Origin of the sequence: Halomonas sp. McD50-4 (genome assembly GCF_022348135.1) — a bacterium.
Taxonomy (GTDB): domain Bacteria; phylum Pseudomonadota; class Gammaproteobacteria; order Pseudomonadales; family Halomonadaceae; genus Vreelandella; species Vreelandella piezotolerans.
In genome coordinates, this window is record NZ_JAKRFG010000010.1 from 122,894 (window position 1) to 142,444 (window position 19,551).

13 protein-coding genes are annotated in these 19,551 nt (G+C 57.1%); 8 read left to right on the plus strand and 5 right to left on the minus strand.

Annotation, left to right across the window (positions count from 1 at the left end; all coding sequences use genetic code 11):
- Positions 1-33: 33 nt before the first annotated feature.
- The gene (gene lexA / locus MHM85_RS13110; protein WP_219863576.1) at positions 34-708 is read right to left on the minus strand and encodes a transcriptional repressor LexA; all 675 of its coding nucleotides are present in this window, start codon (positions 706-708) and stop codon (positions 34-36) included.
- 249 nt (positions 709-957) lie between these two features.
- Between lexA and MHM85_RS13115 the strand changes: the two genes are divergently transcribed.
- From MHM85_RS13115 to MHM85_RS13130, 4 genes are all read left to right on the plus strand, one after another.
- On the plus strand, positions 958-1,635 hold the full coding sequence (locus tag MHM85_RS13115; protein ID WP_139528044.1) for a TetR/AcrR family transcriptional regulator: 678 nt from the start codon (positions 958-960) through the stop codon (positions 1,633-1,635).
- Positions 1,613-2,128: a L,D-transpeptidase gene (locus MHM85_RS13120; protein ID WP_219863578.1), complete on the plus strand. Its 516-nt coding sequence runs from the start codon at positions 1,613-1,615 to the stop codon at positions 2,126-2,128. Before MHM85_RS13115 ends, MHM85_RS13120 begins: the two co-directional genes overlap by 23 nt.
- Positions 2,129-2,212: 84 nt before the next feature.
- The gene (gene nagZ, locus MHM85_RS13125) at positions 2,213-3,223 is read left to right on the plus strand and encodes a beta-N-acetylhexosaminidase (RefSeq protein ID WP_219863580.1); all 1,011 of its coding nucleotides are present in this window, start codon (positions 2,213-2,215) and stop codon (positions 3,221-3,223) included.
- 43 nt (positions 3,224-3,266) lie between these two features.
- The gene (locus MHM85_RS13130; protein ID WP_219863582.1) at positions 3,267-3,845 is read left to right on the plus strand and encodes a hypoxanthine-guanine phosphoribosyltransferase; all 579 of its coding nucleotides are present in this window, start codon (positions 3,267-3,269) and stop codon (positions 3,843-3,845) included.
- A 12-nt stretch (positions 3,846-3,857) separates the two neighbouring features.
- On the opposite strand, the gene MHM85_RS13135 is transcribed toward MHM85_RS13130, so the two are convergent.
- Complete coding sequence (locus tag MHM85_RS13135; protein ID WP_139528040.1) at positions 3,858-4,691, minus strand: pyruvate, water dikinase regulatory protein; 834 nt, start codon at positions 4,689-4,691, stop codon at positions 3,858-3,860.
- A gap of 233 nt (positions 4,692-4,924) precedes the next feature.
- Here MHM85_RS13135 and ppsA point away from each other — a divergent pair, with 233 nt between their 5' ends.
- Positions 4,925-7,309: a phosphoenolpyruvate synthase gene (gene ppsA, locus MHM85_RS13140; protein WP_219863585.1), complete on the plus strand. Its 2,385-nt coding sequence runs from the start codon at positions 4,925-4,927 to the stop codon at positions 7,307-7,309.
- Positions 7,310-7,461: 152 nt separating this feature from the next.
- Positions 7,462-9,249, plus strand: a complete 1,788-nt coding sequence (ggt, locus tag MHM85_RS13145; protein WP_219863587.1) for a gamma-glutamyltransferase — start codon at positions 7,462-7,464, stop codon at positions 9,247-9,249.
- A gap of 7 nt (positions 9,250-9,256) precedes the next feature.
- Here ggt and MHM85_RS13150 read toward each other — a convergent pair whose 3' ends face one another.
- The 3 genes from MHM85_RS13150 to acnB form a co-directional block, all read right to left on the minus strand.
- The gene (locus MHM85_RS13150; RefSeq protein ID WP_239286240.1) at positions 9,257-11,143 is read right to left on the minus strand and encodes a glycerophosphodiester phosphodiesterase family protein; all 1,887 of its coding nucleotides are present in this window, start codon (positions 11,141-11,143) and stop codon (positions 9,257-9,259) included.
- Between the two features lie 62 nt (positions 11,144-11,205).
- Positions 11,206-11,700, minus strand: a complete 495-nt coding sequence (rraA, locus tag MHM85_RS13155) for a ribonuclease E activity regulator RraA (RefSeq protein WP_153843876.1) — start codon at positions 11,698-11,700, stop codon at positions 11,206-11,208.
- Between the two features lie 137 nt (positions 11,701-11,837).
- Positions 11,838-14,441, minus strand: coding sequence for a bifunctional aconitate hydratase 2/2-methylisocitrate dehydratase (acnB, locus tag MHM85_RS13160; RefSeq protein ID WP_219863589.1), 2,604 nt, complete (start codon positions 14,439-14,441; stop codon positions 11,838-11,840).
- Between the two features lie 516 nt (positions 14,442-14,957).
- On the opposite strand from acnB, the gene MHM85_RS13165 reads away from it, so the two are divergent.
- Entirely contained in the window at positions 14,958-15,614 is a 657-nt protein-coding gene (locus MHM85_RS13165; protein WP_239286146.1) for a tRNA-(ms[2]io[6]A)-hydroxylase, read from the plus strand.
- 29 nt (positions 15,615-15,643) lie between these two features.
- Positions 15,644-19,549, plus strand: coding sequence for an AAA family ATPase (locus MHM85_RS13170; protein WP_219863591.1), 3,906 nt, complete (start codon positions 15,644-15,646; stop codon positions 19,547-19,549).
- Positions 19,550-19,551: the final 2 nt, after the last annotated feature.

Genomic DNA, 19,551 nt, shown 5'->3' on the forward strand with positions numbered 1-19,551 from the left:
ACTTCGTGTAACGGGTCTGACCACGGCCTCAGTTCAGCCGAGCGCTTGTCCGTTTCCGCCCCGAATAACGCCGACGCCGACACCCTCGATATCCAGTTGCTGGGTGCGCAGATCGATCTCGATCGGTGGGAAGTCGGCATTCTCGGCGATCAACGTGACTTGATGGCCCTGGCGTTTAAAACGCTTGACCGTCACTTCGTCTTCTAACCGTGCTACGACGATCTGGCCATCGCGTACGCGATCAGTGCGATGAACGGCCAGAAGGTCGCCTTCCAAAATGCCGACATCTTTCATGGAGAGGCCGCGTACACGTAATAGGTAATCGGCTTTGGGCGTAAAATACTCGGCTGGAAGCGGGCAGTAGCGGTCTATGTGTTCGGCAGCCAAGATTGGACTACCGGCGGCAACTTCGCCAATCACGGGTAGCCCATTGGGTACAGGCTCGGAGGCGGCCGTTGTCGTTGCTGGCACTTCGCTAGGTTCCAGCGCCTCCTGGTTCGGTAGCCGAATTCCCCGCGACGTATTTCGAATGATGCGTATGGCGCCTTTACGCTCGAGCGCACGCAAATGCTCCTCGGCAGCATTTGGAGAGCGGAACCCCAGCGCCTTGGCGATTTCAGCGCGCGTTGGCGGGTACCCCAGGTCACCCATGGTTTTGACGATGAAATCAAATACGTGCTGCTGACGTGCTGTGAGTGGACGAGACATACCAAACTCCAAAACAGTGAAAAGACAGTAGCTACATGTCGGCTTAATCAGTATGTGTTTAAGTATACAGTATGTTGCTCTGTCCAGTACATGGTCCATGACCAACGCCAGTGTAAACGAGTGCTTTGAAAGCTAGGTAAAGAAGGTGCCGCCCATGGACCGTTGGCGAACTGGATAAGTGATTGAGCCTGTCAGACATATGTCATAGTATGCAACGTTGTTTAAAACACCTGTTTTTTGGAGGGCGAGATGGCCCAATCAGATACGGTAACGCGTATATTGGACACGGCAGAGGTGCTATTTGCAGAGCGAGGCTTTGCCGAGACGTCGCTGCGCAATATCACCAGCAAGGCACGCGTCAATTTGGCGGCCGTCAACTACCACTTTGGTTCCAAAAAAGCACTGATTCAAGCGGTGTTCGCCCGCTATCTCGATCCGTTTTCGGCACGTTTTCATACGGCACTGGATGAACTCGAGACGCGCCATCAAGGCCAACCGATTCCTTTGGAAGTGCTGCTTGAGACCATGGCGACCACGGTGTTGGCCGTCCCGGCAGAACGCAATAGCCTGAAAGTGTTCATGAGGCTCCTGGGCCTGGCGTATAGCCAGGCTCAGGGGCATTTAAGGCGTTATATTCAGCAGCAATATGGCGACGTGTTTACGCGCTTCACCGAGCTGGTGCGCCAAGCGACCCCAGACCTGCCGGACGCTGAGCGTTTCTGGCGGCTACACTTTATGTTGGGAACGGTGATATTCACGCTGTCAGGCTTGGATGCCCTTCGCGATATCGCCGCCAAGGATTACCAAGAACAGGTTACGGTGCGGGATCTGGTACGACGCCTGCGGCCCGTCGTGGTCGCCGCCATGAATGCGCCGTTGCCCGCCGCGGTTGAAGAGGGTCACCATGGAAACGCCCAAGCTAGCTGAGCTGCCGCCTACACACGGTGGTTGGATAGAGATCGATACCCAGCGTCAGAGACTCTGCTGGTGGCAAGGTAACGATATTCAGCATGAGTGTACGATTTCGACGGGGCTGGCAGGCGTTGGGCAGGAAGAGGGCAGCGGTCAAACGCCGCTTGGCTGGCACTACGTGCGCGCATCGATTGGCCAAGGCTGTCCCGATAACGCGGTATTTCGGGGTCGCCGGTGGACGGGCGAAGTCTATTCGCCAACTCTCGCGGCCAGCTTCCCCAAGCGTGACTGGATCCTGACGCGGATACTTTGGCTATGCGGTTTGGAGCGCGGCGTGAATCGCGGGAGAAACGTCGATTCCCAGCGGCGCTACATATACTTGCATGGCACCCCAGAGGATCAGCCCATGGGCACGCCAGCCTCACACGGTTGTATACGCGTGCGCAATCACGATTTACATTTCCTATTCGATCACGCCCAGCCCGGTACGCCGGTTTGGCTGCATTAAGCCCACCCACAGGACGTCGCGCCAGAATTTTGACACGCCAAGCGGTTAGTCTAGAATGGCGCCCTTTTTGTTGGACTCACCATCATGACGCAACCCATTGGCCCGGTCATGCTCGACCTTGAAGGGCCACAGTTAACCAACGCTGACAAGCGCCTGCTAAAAGATCCTGCCGTAGGCGGTGTGATTCTGTTTGCTCGTAACGTCGAAGACGCGTATCAGGTTCGCAAGCTGTGCGACAGTATTCGTCGTGTGAGAGGCGATTTGCTACTGGGGATCGACCAAGAGGGGGGGCGTGTCCAGCGAATCAAGCAGGGCGTTACCCGGCTACCCGCTATGGCGCGTCTGGGTGAGCTGTTCGCCAGCGATCCGGTCGCGGGTGTGAGCCTTGCCAAAGATACCGGTTGGCTGTTGGGCATGGAGATGGCCGCCTGCGGATTGGATATCAGCTTCGCCCCCGTATTGGACGTTGAGAGTGGCGTATCCAGCGTGATTGGTGAGCGCAGCTTTAGCAGTGACCCTCTTCACGTAGCCAAACTTGGCCATGCGTTTATCGAGGGCTTGCACGAGGCTGGCATGGCCGCTGTGGGTAAACACTTTCCCGGGCATGGGGGCGTGGCGGCAGACTCCCACGTGGCGCTACCCGTCGATGACCGGCCGCTAGCCGAATTGAAAGCGCGCGATCTCGTGCCGTTTCGTGAACTTGCGGGCGTTTTAAACGGCGTCATGCCAGCCCATGTCATTTATTCGGCGTTCGATAAACGCCCCGCTGGGTTTTCGCCGACGTGGCTGGGCATGCTACGCGAATCGCTGGGTTTCAAAGGGTGTATTTTCTCGGATGATTTGAGCATGACCGGGGCGCATGAAGCCGGTGGACCCACGGAGCGCGCCAAGGCAGCTTTGACGGCTGGCTGCGACATGCTGCTGATATGTAACGATCGTGCCGCTGCTCTTGAGGTCGTCCACGCCTGTGAAGGGGTGTCGAACAAACGCCCTGCCAAACTGCGTTATGGCCGTGCGAGACCTGATATCGATGCCCTGGCTGCCCTTGGGCGCTGGCGGCGCACTCATGCCAAGCTAGAAGCATTGGCGAACTAATTTTATACCGTTATCTATTAAGACGTCTTTATGGAGATGGAGCATGTCCAAGTTGGATAAAGAAGCGCTTGAATCGTTGGATTCCATGCGTGAGTTGATGGATAACGCGGATTGCCTGATCTCACAGGAGCAGGTAGAGCGAGCGTTGGATCGCATGGCCGAAGATATCACGCGTGACTTGGGCGACAAGCTGCCGGTGTTTTACTGTGTCATGAACGGTGGTCTCATTACCACGGGCCACTTGTTGACACGTCTAGGCTTTCCATTGGAAGTGGACTATCTACACGCCACCCGTTATCGCAACGAGTTACGCGGCGGTGAGCTATTTTGGCGCGTTTCTCCGGAGGTGCCGATGGCGGGGCGTCACGTCGTCATCGTCGATGATATTCTCGATGAAGGCGCGACACTGGCCGCTATTCTCGAATACTGCAAAGAGGCACAGGCCGCCAGTGTCACGACCGCGGTATTGGTCGATAAACAGCATGACCGTAAAGCAGTGCCGGGACTGAAAGCCGACTACTGCAGTTTGGAGGTGGCCGACCGCTACGTTTTCGGTTTTGGTATGGATTACAAAGGCTATTGGCGTAATGCCCCTGGGATTTTTGCGCCTAAGGGCATGTAATCACATCAGCGCCTAGCGAGGAGAGAAACGCCTTGCTAGGCCGGTCTCCGCAATCATTCGCGTTGAAATCTCCTCCACGGAAAACCGCGTCGTATCGATGAACGGAATGTGCATGGTTCGATACAGCGATTCTGCCTGCTCTACTTCCTGCAAACACTGATCCATTGAGCTGTAGCGGCTGTTGGGCCGTCGCTCGTTACGAATGGCCGATAGCCGACGGGCATCGATGGTCAAACCAAACAGTTTGTGTCGATGAGGAGCTAAGGCTTTGGGGAGCTTGAGGTGACCGTCTTCGTCGAGGTCGTCCTCGGTCAGCGGATAGTTGGCGGCGCGAATGCCGAACTGAAGCGCTAGGTATAGCGACGTCGGGGTTTTGCCGCAGCGAGACACCCCGACCAAAATGATGTCGGCTTTGTCGTATTGATGGGTGCGTGCGCCATCGTCGTTATCGAGCGCAAAGTGTACCGAGTGGATACGGTCCATATAGACGTCGTCGCTGCCAATGGAGTGAGTGCGCCCGACGCTATACGATGAGTGGGTTTCCAACTCCTGCTCCAGCGGCTCCAGGAACGTCGAAAAAATATCGACCTTGAAGCCCGACGCCTGGCGAATGACGTTACGGATGTTTTGATCCACGATGGTATCGATGATGATTGGCCGATGACCATCGCGGATAGCGGTGGACTCGATGACCTCCGCCAGCGCTTGGGCTTTTTCCACGGTATCGATATAAGGTTTGGTCAGCATGTTGATCTCGACATCGCTGAACTGGGCCAGCAAGCTGCGACCCAAACTCTCTGCGGTAATGCCGGTACCATCGGAAATGAAAAAGGCCGTTCGTTTCATAAACTGTTCCGCCAGCTAGAGATGCGTTAAGCGTCTATTGTGGGCTGCCTCTTCCATCAGCACAATGCTTCTTGCCACTACATAAAACAGCCATATTCGATCGTTGTTGTAAAAATCCTCCACTCCCTTCGCTGTTAGACCAATGGCGAATAGGGCCCCGCAATGCTAGGGTGTCAGCGTCTAACAGTGTCGCCCTGATGGGTTGCAACAGAGTCTGAGAGCGAGGGGGTTGCGTGGAAGAGTACATTCTGTGGTTCGATCAGCTAGGTATGGCAGACGTCGAACGCGTGGGTGGTAAAAATGCCTCGCTAGGCGAAATGATTTCCAACTTGTCGGGTGTTGGCGTCACGGTGCCCGGCGGTTTTGCGACCACGGCCCACGCATATCGTGAGTTTCTGTCCCATGAAGGCTTGAACGACCGCATCAATGACACGCTCGCTCGCCTAGACGTCGACGACGTCAAAGCGTTGGCTGAAGCTGGTAAAACGATCCGCCAATGGATCATCGAGACACCGCTGCCCCCCGCTTTCGAAAAATCCCTGCGTGATGCCTATGAGCAACTCCAGGCGCAGCATCCTAACCTAAAAGTGGCCGTGCGCAGCTCTGCCACGGCTGAAGATCTGCCCGATGCCTCCTTTGCAGGGCAGCAGGAAACCTTCTTGAACATCGAGGGTTTTGCCAACATCAAGCACGCCGTGCATGAAGTGTTTGCCTCGCTCTTCAATGATCGCGCGATCTCTTATCGCGTGCACCGTGGCTATGCCCACGAAAACGTGGCCCTGTCAGCGGGCGTCCAAAAGATGGTGCGTTCCGAAACGGGTGCTTCCGGGGTGATGTTCACGCTCGATACGGAGTCGGGCTACCGTGATGCCGTGTTCGTCACGGCCTCATGGGGGCTGGGCGAAACCGTGGTGCAGGGAGCCGTCAATCCTGACGAGTTCTATGTTCACAAGCCCACCCTGGCTGCCGGCCGTCCGGCGGTGCTGCGCCGTACGTTAGGGTCCAAGTTGATCAAGATGGTTTACGGCCAAGATGCCAGTGCCGGTAAGTCCGTCGAAACCGTCGATGTGCCCTTTAAAGACCGCGGTCGCTTTTGTATTGATGATGAGCAGGTCATGGATCTGGCGCGCCAGGCCGTGACCATCGAGCAGCACTACCAACGCCCCATGGATATCGAGTGGGCACTGGACGGTGACGACGGCAAGCTCTACATCGTGCAAGCACGTCCTGAAACCGTGGTGTCTCAGCAAGAGGGTGGCAAGCTCGAGCGCTTTCAATTGCGTGAGAAAGGCCGCACCCTGATTACCGGTCGTGCCATCGGTCAGCGTATCGGGCGAGGGGCGGTCAAGATCGTTCTCAGCCCTGACGAAATGGACAAAATTCAGGAAGGCGACATTCTAGTGACCGACATGACGGACCCTGATTGGGAACCGATCATGAAGCGCGCATCGGCCATCGTGACCAACCGCGGCGGCCGTACCTGCCACGCGGCGATTATCGCTCGTGAATTGGGCATTCCGGCCGTGGTGGGCTGTGGTGACGCTACCACGCAGCTGCAGGAGGGCATCGACGTGACGGTCTCCTGTGCGGAGGGTGATACTGGCCACGTTTATGAAGGGCTATTGGCTTTTGATTGTAATGTGTCCAGCGTCGATTCGATGCCGGAAATCCCTTTCAAAATCATGATGAACGTGGGTAATCCGGATCGTGCGTTTGGCTTTGCCAGTCTGCCTCATGCCGGTGTCGGCTTGGCGCGTCTGGAGTTCATCATCAACCGCATGATTGGCGTGCATCCGAAAGCGCTGCTCGAGTACGATACGCTGCCTGCGGATCTTCAGCAGGTCATCGATCTACGTACTGCTGGCTATGCCGATCCGGTGAGCTTCTACGTCGATAAGCTGGTGGAGGGAATTTCCACGCTAGCTGCCGCTTTTCATCCGCAGCGCGTGATCGTTCGGTTGTCGGATTTTAAGTCCAACGAGTATGAAAACCTGATAGGCGGTAAGCTCTACGAGCCCGGTGAAGAGAACCCCATGCTGGGTTTCCGTGGGGCTTCTCGCTATATCTCCGAGGCATTTCGTCCTTGTTTCGAGCTCGAATGTCGCGCGCTGAAACGTGTGCGTGACGACATGGGGCTGACCAACGTCGAAATCATGGTGCCGTTCGTCCGTACCACGGATGAAGCGCGTGAAGTGGTCGATCTGCTAGCGGCTAACGGTTTGCACCGCGGCGGTGATGAGCACCCTGATGGTTTGAAGGTCATCATGATGTGTGAATTGCCCGCCAACGCGCTATTGGCAGACGAGTTCCTCGAGTATTTCGATGGCTTCTCCATTGGCTCGAATGACCTTACCCAGTTAACGCTGGGCTTGGATCGGGATTCAGGCATCGTGGCGCACTTGTTCGACGAGCGTAACCCTGCAGTGAAAAAGCTGCTCGCCATGGCGATCAAAGCTTGTAAGGAGAAAGGTAAGTACGTGGGTATCTGTGGCCAAGGGCCGTCTGACCACCCAGATCTTGCCAAGTGGTTGATGGAGCAGGGGATCGATTCGGTGTCGCTCAACCCTGACGCCGTGCTCGAAACGTGGTTCATGCTAGCGGGGGAAACCATCGCCTAAGCTTGCGATCTTGAAATTAGCCTGCTTGCTATTTTACGCCCGGCCATTGTGCCGGGCGTCCTCGTTTTATAGGCTAAGCTGTTGTTTGAATGTCAACCGGGCGCTTTCGTCTGGGTGGCTAACGTCTGCGCTAAGGTTCAAGGAGAAAAGCGATGCGTCCAACAAGGGCTCTCTCACTCACTGGTTTACTGCTGGTGCCCATGGTGAGTTGGGGGTTTAGCTACGAAACCCCTTCTATTACCCCAGAAGTTGGATCGGGTTTCGAAGAGAAACCTGGCTGGGCAGCTGAGACCTTTGCCGTGGCCGCTGCCAACCCGTTGGCCACCGATGCAGGCTACCAAGTGCTCAAGGCGGGAGGAAATGCCATTGATGCGGCAGTCGCCGTGCAAATGGTACTGACGCTGGTCGAGCCGCAGTCCAGCGGTATCGGCGGCGGGGCGTTTCTAATGCACTTTGACGGGGCGGACGTGCAAGCTTATGACGGGCGTGAAACGGCCCCTGCCACGGTGACAGGCGAACTGTTCATGGAAAATGGTGAGCCGTTACCCTTCATGGACGCCGTTGCCAGTGGTCTCTCCGTGGGAGTGCCGGGTACCGTCCGCATGCTGGAGCAGGCCCACGCTGAGCATGGTCAGCTCCCTTGGCGAGAGCTTTTTACACCCGCCATCACGTTGGCAGAAGAGGGGTTTGCCGTCAGTCAGCGACTGCATACCAGTCTTGCCAACGACGAGGCCTTGCGACAGAACGAGCGTGCTCGGGCATTTTATTACACCGCCGAGGGCGAACCGCTTGAAGTCGGCACCTCCCTGAAAAATCCTGCGTTGGCGGCCATTTTGCGCCGTATCGCGGATGAGGGAAGCGCCGCATTCTATGAGGGAGCGGTCGCGGAGGATTTGGTAGAGCAAGTGCAGTCACACCCGGTGCGGCCCGGTACCATGACGCTGGAGGATATCAGCGGTTATCAGTCGTTAGCGCGTGAGCCGCTGTGTACGCCCTGGCAGCAGTGGGAAGTATGTGGTTTTCCTCCGCCCTCATCTGGTCATCTTACCGTCATGCAGATTCTGGGCATGATGGATCAGCAGCCGCTGCTCGAAGCGCCGTTGGAGGATGGCGTGACCAGCAGTGGTTGGTTGCATCAGTTCTTGGAAGCTTCTCGACTCGCCTTTGCTGACCGTGGACGTTACATCGCAGATCCTGATTTCGTCGACGCGCCGGGCGGTGACTGGTCACTGATGTTGGCACCCGATTATCTGGACAAGCGCAGCCAATTGATTGGCGACGAGAGCATGGGTGAGAGCGCCGAGCCGGGCAACCCAGGGGAACTGGCCGTCAGCTTTGCCAGCCAGCCGGAACAGCCTGAGTACGGTACGAGTCATATCAGTATCGTCGATGCCGACGGCAATGCGATTGCCATGACGACCACCATCGAGCAGGCCTTTGGATCGCGGCTGTTAGCGGACGGCGGCACCGATTTGCCGGGCGGCTACTTGCTCAACAATGAGCTGACGGATTTCTCTTTTACCCCAGAAATCGATGGTCAGCCGGTGGCCAACCGTGTCGAGCCAGGTAAACGTCCTCGCTCAAGCATGAGTCCTACGCTGGTCTTCGATCAAGAAAGCGGCGAGTTAGTGGCGAGCCTGGGGTCTCCCGGTGGCGCGGCCATCATTCATTATACCGCGCGCACCCTGGCGGCCATGCGTGATTGGGGGCTGAACGCTCAAGAAGCGCTCAATCTACCTCATGCCATCACGCTGGGTGGTGATGTCTATCTAGAGGAGGGGCGTTTTCCAGATTCGACCATCGAAGCGTTGCGCGAACGTGGTCACACCGTCAGCGAACGTGAGCTGACAAGCGGCCTGCAAGCGATTCGGCGCTTGGAGGATGGCACTCTATTTGGCGGAGCCGATCCTCGCCGTGAAGGCGTTGTCATGGGCGAGTGAACTCGATTCACTGGCGTAGCCAGTTGCGAAGTTTGACCAGCATGAGGCCGCCGTCGCTCAGCGATCGGCGGTCTTCTATTAGCTCACGAAGCCGATCAGGGTAGTCGGTAATGATGGCATCGACACCCAAATCGATAAGTGTCGACATTCTCGCTCGATCATTGACCGTCCAAGCATGGATCTCATACCCAAAGCTTGCCGCCAAGCTGACCTCTTGACCCGTTATACGATTATGGCGCAGGCCCAGGGCGTCAAATTGGCGGCGATCCAGGGTGCCTGGCAATATCAGTTGCGCCAGCAGCGTAACCCTCAGTTCGGGAGCCCTTGCTTTGATGTAACGCACCAGATCAGGCGACATGGTCGCGATGCGCATCTCCATTAGCGCGTTGGGAAAGCCACAAGCGGTCATGCCGCTCAGGGCGCTTTGCTGCGTGGCCCAACAGCGATAGCGCAGATCGCTCTCTTCTTGGAGAGCATCGATGACGGCTTGGGCAAGCATCTGCTCTTGGCCCGGTAACGCTTTCATGTCGATCATTAGTGACGCCCGTCCGCGCACGATGCCAAGAGCGTCATCCAGCCCCGAGATGCGCTCGTTTTGAAAAGCATCGCCAAACCAACTGCCGACATCGAATTCGCTCAGTTCACGACGAGTCAGATCGCCGAATTCCCTTGGGTCGCCAGTAAGGCGGGCGAGCGTTCGATCGTGATAGAGCATGACCTGCTGGTCGGCGCTCAAACGTACATCGAGTTCAACGGCGTCGGCGCCATCTTCTAGTGCTTGTGATACCGCGGCCAGGGTGTTTTCCGGTGCTACCATGGAGCTACCCCGATGGGCGATGATGGTGACGTTGTCGCGAATGTCAAAGCTGTTGAGAATCCACCACGCCTGCAGGCCAGCGAGCAGCAGCACACAGAGCTCCAGCGCCCAGGCCATGCGACCCGTATGGGCATTGGATGATGGCGGTGCCGGACGTGTTTTGTGATGGGCGAGTTGCATATACAGACACGCCGACAGCAAGGCATTGGTGGTAATCCCCAAAAACGTCATGGCCAGAGTGATGAGCACATAGCCGGTCAAGTAGACCAGCATGGCCGGTATCAACAGGGCATTGTGTTCCGGCAGCCACCACAGTAGCGGGGTGACCACGCTGTCGAATAGCCAAGTAGTGAGGATCGGCAAGCTAATGATGATGGCCAGCAGGATGAGGACGGCTGCGCCAATCGAGCGATGCCAGCCGCGGGTCAAATGCACGCTGTGTTTTAGCGCCTGGAGAGGCGAGTAGGCTTCTAATGCCACGAGCGGCAGCGCCAGTAGCCAGCGCAGGTAAAGCCAAGCGGCTAGCAGCATCCATAGCAGAACGATGGGTAGCGCACAGGCCAGAAAATACCACAGAACGGGGGGGCGAATGCGCTGCAGGTAATAAGGGTCGAGGCCGCTTAGCCAAAGATCGTAGAGCCATGTGAGCGCTACCATGAAGGGGGCCAGAAGTAGGAGATGACTTCCGACTTGTAAAACGACCAGCACGGCTAGCGCCGGCAGACGTCGCGTGCCTAACCACAGTGCCTCCAGGGCCAGTCGGTAGTGATGGTCTTTCGGCCTGACAGCGATATGTAACATACCCGCTTGCTGCCAGTAGATAAGTAAAAACGTCAGGCCGAAGCCGACGAGCATGACCAGTAACCCCAGTGGGCTGAACAGCAGCGCGAGTAGGGCGTCTGTGGTCACCACCGTGCGGTTTAGCTGTGCTAGAAAACGCTGCGACAGCCAGGCAACCGTAGGCAGCAGCAGAGCGGATGCCAGTAAGGTAAACAGTAGGTGATAAGCAATCAGTGGTCGAAGGTGGTCTCGCAGGGTACGAAGAAGGGCGTGGCCTAATAGAGTGAGCGGCTGCATGGTCACGAAAGTGTCAAAGTAAAGCTTCAGGGTGGTACTCTCTGCCACCCCTGGCAAGTATGCTAAGAGAGTTTGAGCGGCTGTTCGGCGATGATGATGCCGTTGTTGTCAGCATAAAGCCACTGACCAACCCTAAGCGTAACGCCTGCAAAGGTCACGGCAAGGTCACGCTGGCCCTCACCGCGCTTGTCACTTTTGCGGGGGTGACTGCCGAGGGCTTGGATACCTAAAGGCAGTGTCGCAAGAATATCGACATCTCGTACACAGCCGTACATGACGACTCCCGCCCAGCCGTTTTGTGCGGCTTTCTCTGCCAACATATCGCCTAACATGGCACAGCGATGCGATCCACCCGCATCGACCACCAGGACGGCCCCTTCGCCTGGTTCCGCCACGGCTTGTTTGACCAGCGAATTATCTTCGAAGCATTTCACGGTGCGAATGGGGCCATAAAAATTGTCGACACCGCCAAAGTTAGCGAAGAGAGGCTCTAGTACCTCTACCTCGGGATAGGCATCGCATAGATCGGGGGTGATCACTGCGCTTGTCGTTGTCATGGGTAACTCCTTGATTGAATGTGCCATAAAAAAACGCCCCTACCATCGAAGGAAGGGGCGTTCTGTCATCGACTCAGCGAGGGATTAGCCTGGCTGTGATGTTGCGAGCATCGGCGATGGGTCGGTGCCACGGGCTATCAGGCCTCTTGGGCGACCGGTATCACGTTCGAGGCAATCTTTTGATACTCCTCGATTTCGTGGAAGTTCATGTAACGATAGATCTCGCCTGCCAGGGCGTCAAACTCGCCCATGTAACGCTGATACTCATCAACGGTGGGCAGACGACCTTCTACAGCGGCAACCGCTGCCAGCTCTGCTGAGGCGAGGTAGACATTGGCACCATCGCCTAGACGGTTCGGGAAGTTACGTGTAGACGTGGACACGACGGTGCTTTTCGCGGCAACGCGTGCCTGGTTACCCATACACAGAGAGCATCCCGGCATTTCCATGCGAGCGCCTGCACGGCCATAAATGCCGTAGTAACCCTCTTCGGTCAGCTGATGCTGATCCATTTTGGTCGGCGGTGCGAGCCACAGACGGGTTTTCAGGCTGCCCGCAGGCTGTTTTTCGAGTAGCTTACCGGCCGCGCGGAAATGACCGATATTGGTCATGCACGAACCGATGAACACCTCGTCGATTTTCTCACCAGCCACGTCGGACAGAAGACGCGCGTCATCCGGGTCGTTCGGTGCACATAAAACCGGCTCTTTGATGTCAGAGAGATCGATTTCGATGACTTCGGCGTACTCGGCGTCTTTGTCGGCGCGCATTAGGCTCGGATTGGCCAGCCACGCTTCCATGCCTTCGATACGACGGCTGATGGTGCGCTCGTCGCCGTAGCCATTAGCAATCATCCACTTGAGCAGCGTGATGTTGGATTTCAGGTACTCCGTCACGCTCTCTTCAGACAGCGTGATGGTACAGCCAGCGGCGCTGCGCTCGGCGGAGGCATCGGAGAGTTCGAATGCCTGCTCGACGGTGAGGTCTTCCAGGCCTTCGATTTCCAGTACGCGGCCCGAGAAGGCGTTTTTCTTACCGGATTTCTCGACGGTCAGTAGGCCTTGTTTGATGGCGTACAACGGGATGGCGTGAACCAAGTCGCGCAGCGTGACACCCGGCTGGCGCTTGCCTTTGAAACGCACCAAAACGGATTCCGGCATATCCAGCGGCATCACGCCCGTGGCCGCCGCAAACGCGACCAAGCCCGAACCGGCGGGGAAGGAAATGCCCAGCGGGAAGCGGGTGTGCGAGTCACCGCCGGTGCCCACGGTATCCGGCAGCAGCATGCGGTTTAGCCAGCTGTGGATAATGCCGTCACCCGGGCGCAGCGAAACGCCGCCTCGGTTCATGATGAAGTCCGGCAGGGTGTGGTGAGTGTCTACGTCAACCGGTTTCGGATAAGCCGCCGTGTGGCAGAAGGACTGCATGACCAGATCGGCTTGGAAACCAAGACAAGCAAGATCTTTCAGCTCGTCGCGGGTCATCGGGCCCGTGGTGTCCTGGGAGCCTACGGTGGTCATCTTCGGTTCGCAGTACATGCCGGGACGAACGCCGTCCATGCCGCAAGCCTTACCCACCATCTTCTGCGCTAGCGTAAAGCCTTTGCCAGTATCGGCCGGCTGATCGGGCAGTCGGAAAACGTCTGAAGGCGCCAAGCCTAGCGACTCGCGCGCTTTACCGGTCAGGCCCCGGCCGATGATCAGTGGAATACGGCCACCTGCGCGAACTTCGTCGAGAATGAGCTGAGTTTTCAGCTCGAAGGTGGTCAGCACGTCATCGGTACCGTGTTTGCACACCTTGCCTTCATAGGGGTAAACGTCGATGACGTCGCCCATTTCCAGTTTGGAAACGTCCATTTCTACGGGCAGCGCACCGGAGTCTTCCATGGTGTTGAAGAAGATAGGCGCAATTTTTCCACCGAAGCAGAAACCACCGGCGCGCTTGTTCGGGACATAAGGAATGTCGTCACCGAAGAACCACAGCACGGAGTTGGTAGCAGACTTACGCGAAGAGCCGGTGCCGACGACGTCGCCGACATAGGCCACTGGGAAACCTTTGGCTTTGACGTCTTCGATCTGCTTGAGCGGGCCCGTGGAGCCCGGTACTTCAGGCTCGATGCCTTCGCGCTCGTTTTTGAGCATGGCGTTGGCATGCAGCGGAATATCGGGGCGTGACCATGCATCCGGGGCGGGGGAGAGGTCATCGGTGTTGGTTTCACCGGGCACCTTGAAGACGGTCAGGGTGATTTTCTCTTCCAGCGCGGGCTTGGAGAGGAACCATTCGGCATCGGCCCAGGATTGCATCACGTCTTTGGCAACGACGTTGCCTTTCTTGGCACGCTCTTCCACATCGTGGAAGGCATCGAACATCAGCAGGGTGTGCTTCAGCTGTTCACCTGCTTCACGGGCTAGCTCTTCATTGTCAAGTAGCTCTACCATCGAAACGATGTTGTAGCCGCCTTGCATGGTGCCGAGCAGTTTGACCGCGTGAATTTTATCGATCAGCGGAGAGGTCGCTTCCCCTTTGGCAATGGCCGTCAAGAAGCCAGCTTTGACGTAGGCGGCTTCGTCGACACCGGGAGGAACGCGATTGGTGATTAAGTCGAGAATGAATTCCTCTTCACCGGCCGAGGGCGCTTTGAGTAATTCGATCAAGGCCGCGACTTGCTCGGCGGTCAGGGGCTTGGGGGGGACGCCCTCTGCGGCGCGTTCCTCGACATGTTGGCGGTAAGCTTCAAGCACGTTGGGGCCCTCTCATCTTCTTGGTAGTGATGACTCAGTGGTGCCGAACGACTGCTAGCACGGTGGGTGAGGCGTTCGGACACGTGACAGACGCTTGACAAACAGCGCCTGGTGGATGAGCGGGATTCTACGGGAAACTGTCGACAATGTTAAGAAGCCAAGCTAAGTGCTTGCTTGTACTTTATGTTGAGGTGCTGTTTTTTGGCTCCTTCTAAGCCGTTTTTTTCGTTACTGTGCTCCCTAGCTGAAAGTTTTTTACCAATCGGGCTGTTTTACGGTAAGCGCGGGTGTGATTATTGTTATGCCGCGTTACCATGGCCATAGACGAGGGTTAACGCGTCACCACTAGGTTTATGGGGTGTGTGGAGCATCAAATAAACCGAGCTTATATATTAGCGATATGCTATATGGAAATTGGAGCGCCATAGTAATAAGTGGCCTTCGGTTTTTAGGGAACAAACGCCAACGGCGTTTATATGTTGTACAATAGTGTGATAAACGCTCGGTAGCGGTAATATGTCTATACAATTAGTCGAACTTAAAACAGCAGACCACGCCATGCAGGCGGAAGATTTGCTGCCAGAAAGCCTGCATGCGTTTCTGGCCTGCCCCACACCGGATAGCTGGCTTCAGTGGGCGCTTACCAATCCGGACATACTGCTGATCGATCATGCGCAGTGCGAAAAGAAAGCGGCTTCTACGGCCATGAGCCTACTGTATCGCTACGTCGATCAACCGCTGTTGCTCAGTAAAATGTCTCAGTTGGCCCGTGAAGAGCTGCTCCACTTCGAGCAGGTAGTCGGTCTCATGGAGAAGCGCGGAGTGACGTACCATCACCTCACTGCGTCGCGCTATGCCGAAGGGCTGCGACAGCATGTGCGCAGTCATGATCCAGAGCGCTTGATCGATGTATTGATTATCGGTGCCCTGATCGAAGCGCGTAGCTGTGAGCGGTTCGCACGTCTCACCCCTTATCTCGACGAAGAGCTGGCAAAGTTTTACCGCACGCTTGTGAAATCCGAAGGACGCCATTTCGAAGATTATCTGCTGTTGGCTCGTCAACAGACTGCAGAGCCGATCGATGATCGTATTGCCTTCTTTATCGCACGTGAAGCGGAGTTGATCACTGCTCCGGATACGGCGTTTCGTTTTCATAGCGGTGTGCCCGCCTAAGCCGCCGCTAGCCAGGCAGGAAGTATTCCATGCGCGATGCTCAACAGACAGATCAGCTGACCTTGTTTGGTCACTTCTCCTTGACGCAGGGAGAGGACGTACTCACTCATTTTAGTTACGACAAAGTGAAAGCTCTGCTGGTGTACCTGCTGTTGCATCGCCAGCCGGTCAATCGGGCAGCGCTGGCAGAGCTGCTCTGGCCAGATCAGGGATTATCGTCTGGCCGTACCAACTTGCGCCATGCGCTGCACTGCCTGCGGCAGTCGATGGGGGAAAGCGCTGACCAAGTGCTGAACGTTTCTCGTCAGACGATCGCTTTTCATCTACCTGCCCATTGGCAAGTCGATCTACACGATTTGCAGCAATTGCTGGAAGGCCCAAAGGATCTTGATACGCTCGAAGAGGTAATGGCCTGCTACCAGGGTGACCTCATCGAGGAGCTGCAGTTGTCCAACTGTAGCGATTTTCAGCGCTGGCTGGTGCAGGTGCGTAACGAATGGCGCCAGCGTGTCATACGCTTCGCCGAACAGGTGTTGGAGAGCCATGACGAGACGCCTAACGATATGCTGGAGGGCTTGGTAAGCCGCTTTTCGGGCTATGGACCTTTCCATGAGCGGTTGGTGCGCCAGTTGGCGGAGCAGAATCAAATGGCGGCTGCTCATGAGCAATACAACAGCTACTTACAGTTGCTGGCGCTTTCGGGCCAGCAACCTGAGCCTAGTTTTTTGCAATTGGCGAGCTATTGGTCCGACGGCCACCATGACCCACGAGCGATGTCTCCCCAGGGAGCTTTCTCTCGTGCGTTGGCCGCCGATAGCAAGCCGCTGCGTGAAGATGAGATCGAACTTCGCCAATTGTCGGTCATGGCGATTCGTTTACGTTTGAAAGGGGACTGGCAAGATCGCGCTGCCACGCGTAACTGCCTGGCGCTTCAACTGGAACTGATGCGCTGGCTCGAACAGCAGTGCCATCACTTGGGTGGTTTTTGGTTGCCAGGAGCCACAGGGGGATTGGGGTTGGCATGCTTTGGTACTCATGGTCCGGCGCACCAGCTTGCCGAGCTAGTGGCGCTTTACGAGCATTGCCAGCAGGCGCTCACTCAAGAAACCGAACGACACTGGAGTGGTGACGGCGAGGCCCCCACCTTCGAGCTAGCGGCAGGTCTCAATAGTGGACGGGTAGTCTATTTGCCCGAGCGTCAGCTAGCCGACCCCCTGGGCCAGGTCACTCAGGTATCGCTCGAGTTGATGAGTGCCGCCGAAGGCAGTGAACTGGTGATTTCCCAAGAAGCCAGTCAGCACATGCCGCCGGCGCTAGACCTACAGCCGCGTTTGGTCTCGCGGCTGGTGGCCAGTGATGGACGCGTTCGCTTACGCGCACTGGTGTTGGGCCAGAACGAGGGTGGCCGCGACGCGCTACCGCCAAGCTTGGTCGGCCGCGAGACGTCGCTGCGAACCCTGCGCGATGCTCTGGCGCGCGCAGGTATTGGTTTACGCCAAAGCGTTCTCGTACGCGGTGCCTCTGGAATGGGGAAATCGGCGTTGATGGTGGGGTTTCGTCAGCTAGAGCTAAGCCGCGACGCTGCAATCTGTTGGCAGCCTACCACGCGCTTGTCCGTACTAGAGCCCTATGGGGTGGCGCGAACGCTGCTGGCGTGGCACCTGGATACTACGCCGACGTTAGCAGGGTTGCACCAGTTGCAAGCAGCGCTAGGCGACGCGCCGCTGGACGCTGCGCGTCAACAATTGCTCGAAGAAGCGCTAGGGGTGAGAGACGTTCAGGAAATTACCCAGCTCACACAAAATGGTGAAGCGGTCGAGCTGGTTGTGAAGCTGCTGCATCGTCTGATCGATCAGCGCGCTAGTGCCCAGACGCTCGTCTTGATGGTGGATGACTTGCAGTGGCTAGACGAGCCCTCCTTCAAGGTCCTTGCTGGTTTACAGGCCCGCCTGCCGATCAATACGGCCTTCATGCTGGTGGCTAGCCATCACGGTCGAGAGGCGCTGCCGGTCAAGCTGCATTGGGATCAACAGATCAGCCTCGGAAAGCTTGATGCACTGCAATCCTCGCGGCTGCTCTCGCAGTTGTCGCGTCGCTACCGTATGCATTTGAGTCCCCGTTTGCGCAACCAGATCATTGAGCGCTGTGACGGCGTCCCGCTCTATATGCAGGAGATTTGCCGGCGGCTCGATATGGATCGACGCGAAGGTCGCAGCGTTCAGTTCGACGAGTTGCCCAAGGGTTTACTGGGGCTGTTGGCGAGTCGTATCGACCAGTTGGAAGGCGATCGCGAGATTGCTCATATTGCCGCCGTTCTGGGCAAGCGTTTTCGCTTGGATTTCTTGGCTGAATGCAGCGGATGGGAGAAGGCGCGGCTCTCGCAAGCGGTGGAGCACATGCGTCAACTGGAGGTCATCGAGCCGGTTGATAAAGAGAGCGCTGAGCATGAATACCAGTTTAGCCATCAGTTGCTGCAGGAGGCGGCGTACCTCTCCTGTCCTCGCGACGTGCGGGTCAAGTTACACCAGCAGGTCGTTACCTTGATCGAAGAGCGTTTCCCTGTATGGATCAGCCGCCATCCTGGAGATTTCGCGACTCACCTACGGCGTAGCGGTCACTATGCCCGGGGTGCGCGCTATTTCGAGCTGTCTGCCCGTGAAGCGCTAAAAGTAAGCGCCAACCGAACGGCGCTGCGGATGGCGGACTTTGGTTTGGCGAGCTTGCGCCATGTCGAGCATGAGGTGGAGCGCGAGGTGAGTCTGCTGACCGTTCGTGGCCAAGCAGCCTTTGCGCTAGAGGGCCACGGCTCGCCCACGGCTCATGAGAGTTTCGTGCGCGCGCGGGAGTTACTGCGTCAATCGGGTGGCGATACGCCGGACGACCCGGAAGATCTCGAGCAAATTTTCTTGGTGAAGTGGGGGCTATGGGTGGGCCGCAGCCAGCGCTATGCCCATGCAGATGCGTTTGCCCTCGCCTCGACGCTAGCAGATATCGCCGAACGCCTGGAGGACCCCCGCTATCGGCGCCTGGCCGACTACGCCCGGGCACACTGTGAATATTGGGCAGGGCGCATTCAGCAGGCTCATGATCACTTGGATGAAATCGATCCACTCAATGCGCCCATGATGATCGAGTGGCTGCCGTTTTCGGATCACCCGCAGGTAACGGCGGCCTGCTTTCAGGGGTGGGCGCTCTGTTTGCGCGGTGACTATCAGCGCGCCGAACGACACGTGTCGTCGGCCATTCGGTTGGCCGAGAAAATCGGCCATCCAGGGACACTGGCCATGGCGCTGTTGTTCGCAGCCGCTTTGTATCGCCAGCTGGGCCATGTACATCTCGCTGCCCGTCACGCTGAGCGTGCGGCGGCGATGACGGGAACGCCTGATCTACAGCTGTGGCAGATTTCTGCTCAGGGCATGCTGGGCTGGCAGAAGGCCATGGCGGGAGATCATGCCGGGTTGGTGCAACTGAGAGACAGTCTGGATCAGATGGCCGAGTTGAACGGGCGTGACCGGTTCCAACGTCCTGTTTTATGGTATTCGGACGCCTGTATCGAGCTTGGTGAGTTAAAGGCCGCCGAAGAGTACCTAGATCAGTGCTTGGTGATTGCCCGAGAGCGCACCACACTATTTTTACCCGAGCTGGCGACACAGCTGGCTAGGGTGCGTGATTTGCTGGGTCATCCCGCCAGTGAAGTGAGAGCCTTGGCCGATATGGCAATCAACCAGGCGCGAGAACATGGCAATCGCCATCAGGAGTTAGCGGCCCTGGAGCTCTGGTTGACGCGTATTGCTCCCCATGACCAGGCGGCAAAAGAAGCGTTCCGGCGCCTGTTGGGGGAGGTAAGTCATAGTGATGCGCCGGTGCTGGTGCGCTGGGTAAGCTTGTTGGATCGACGTTTGCCTCACACGCTAAGCGTCGAAAAGGAGACGTAGGC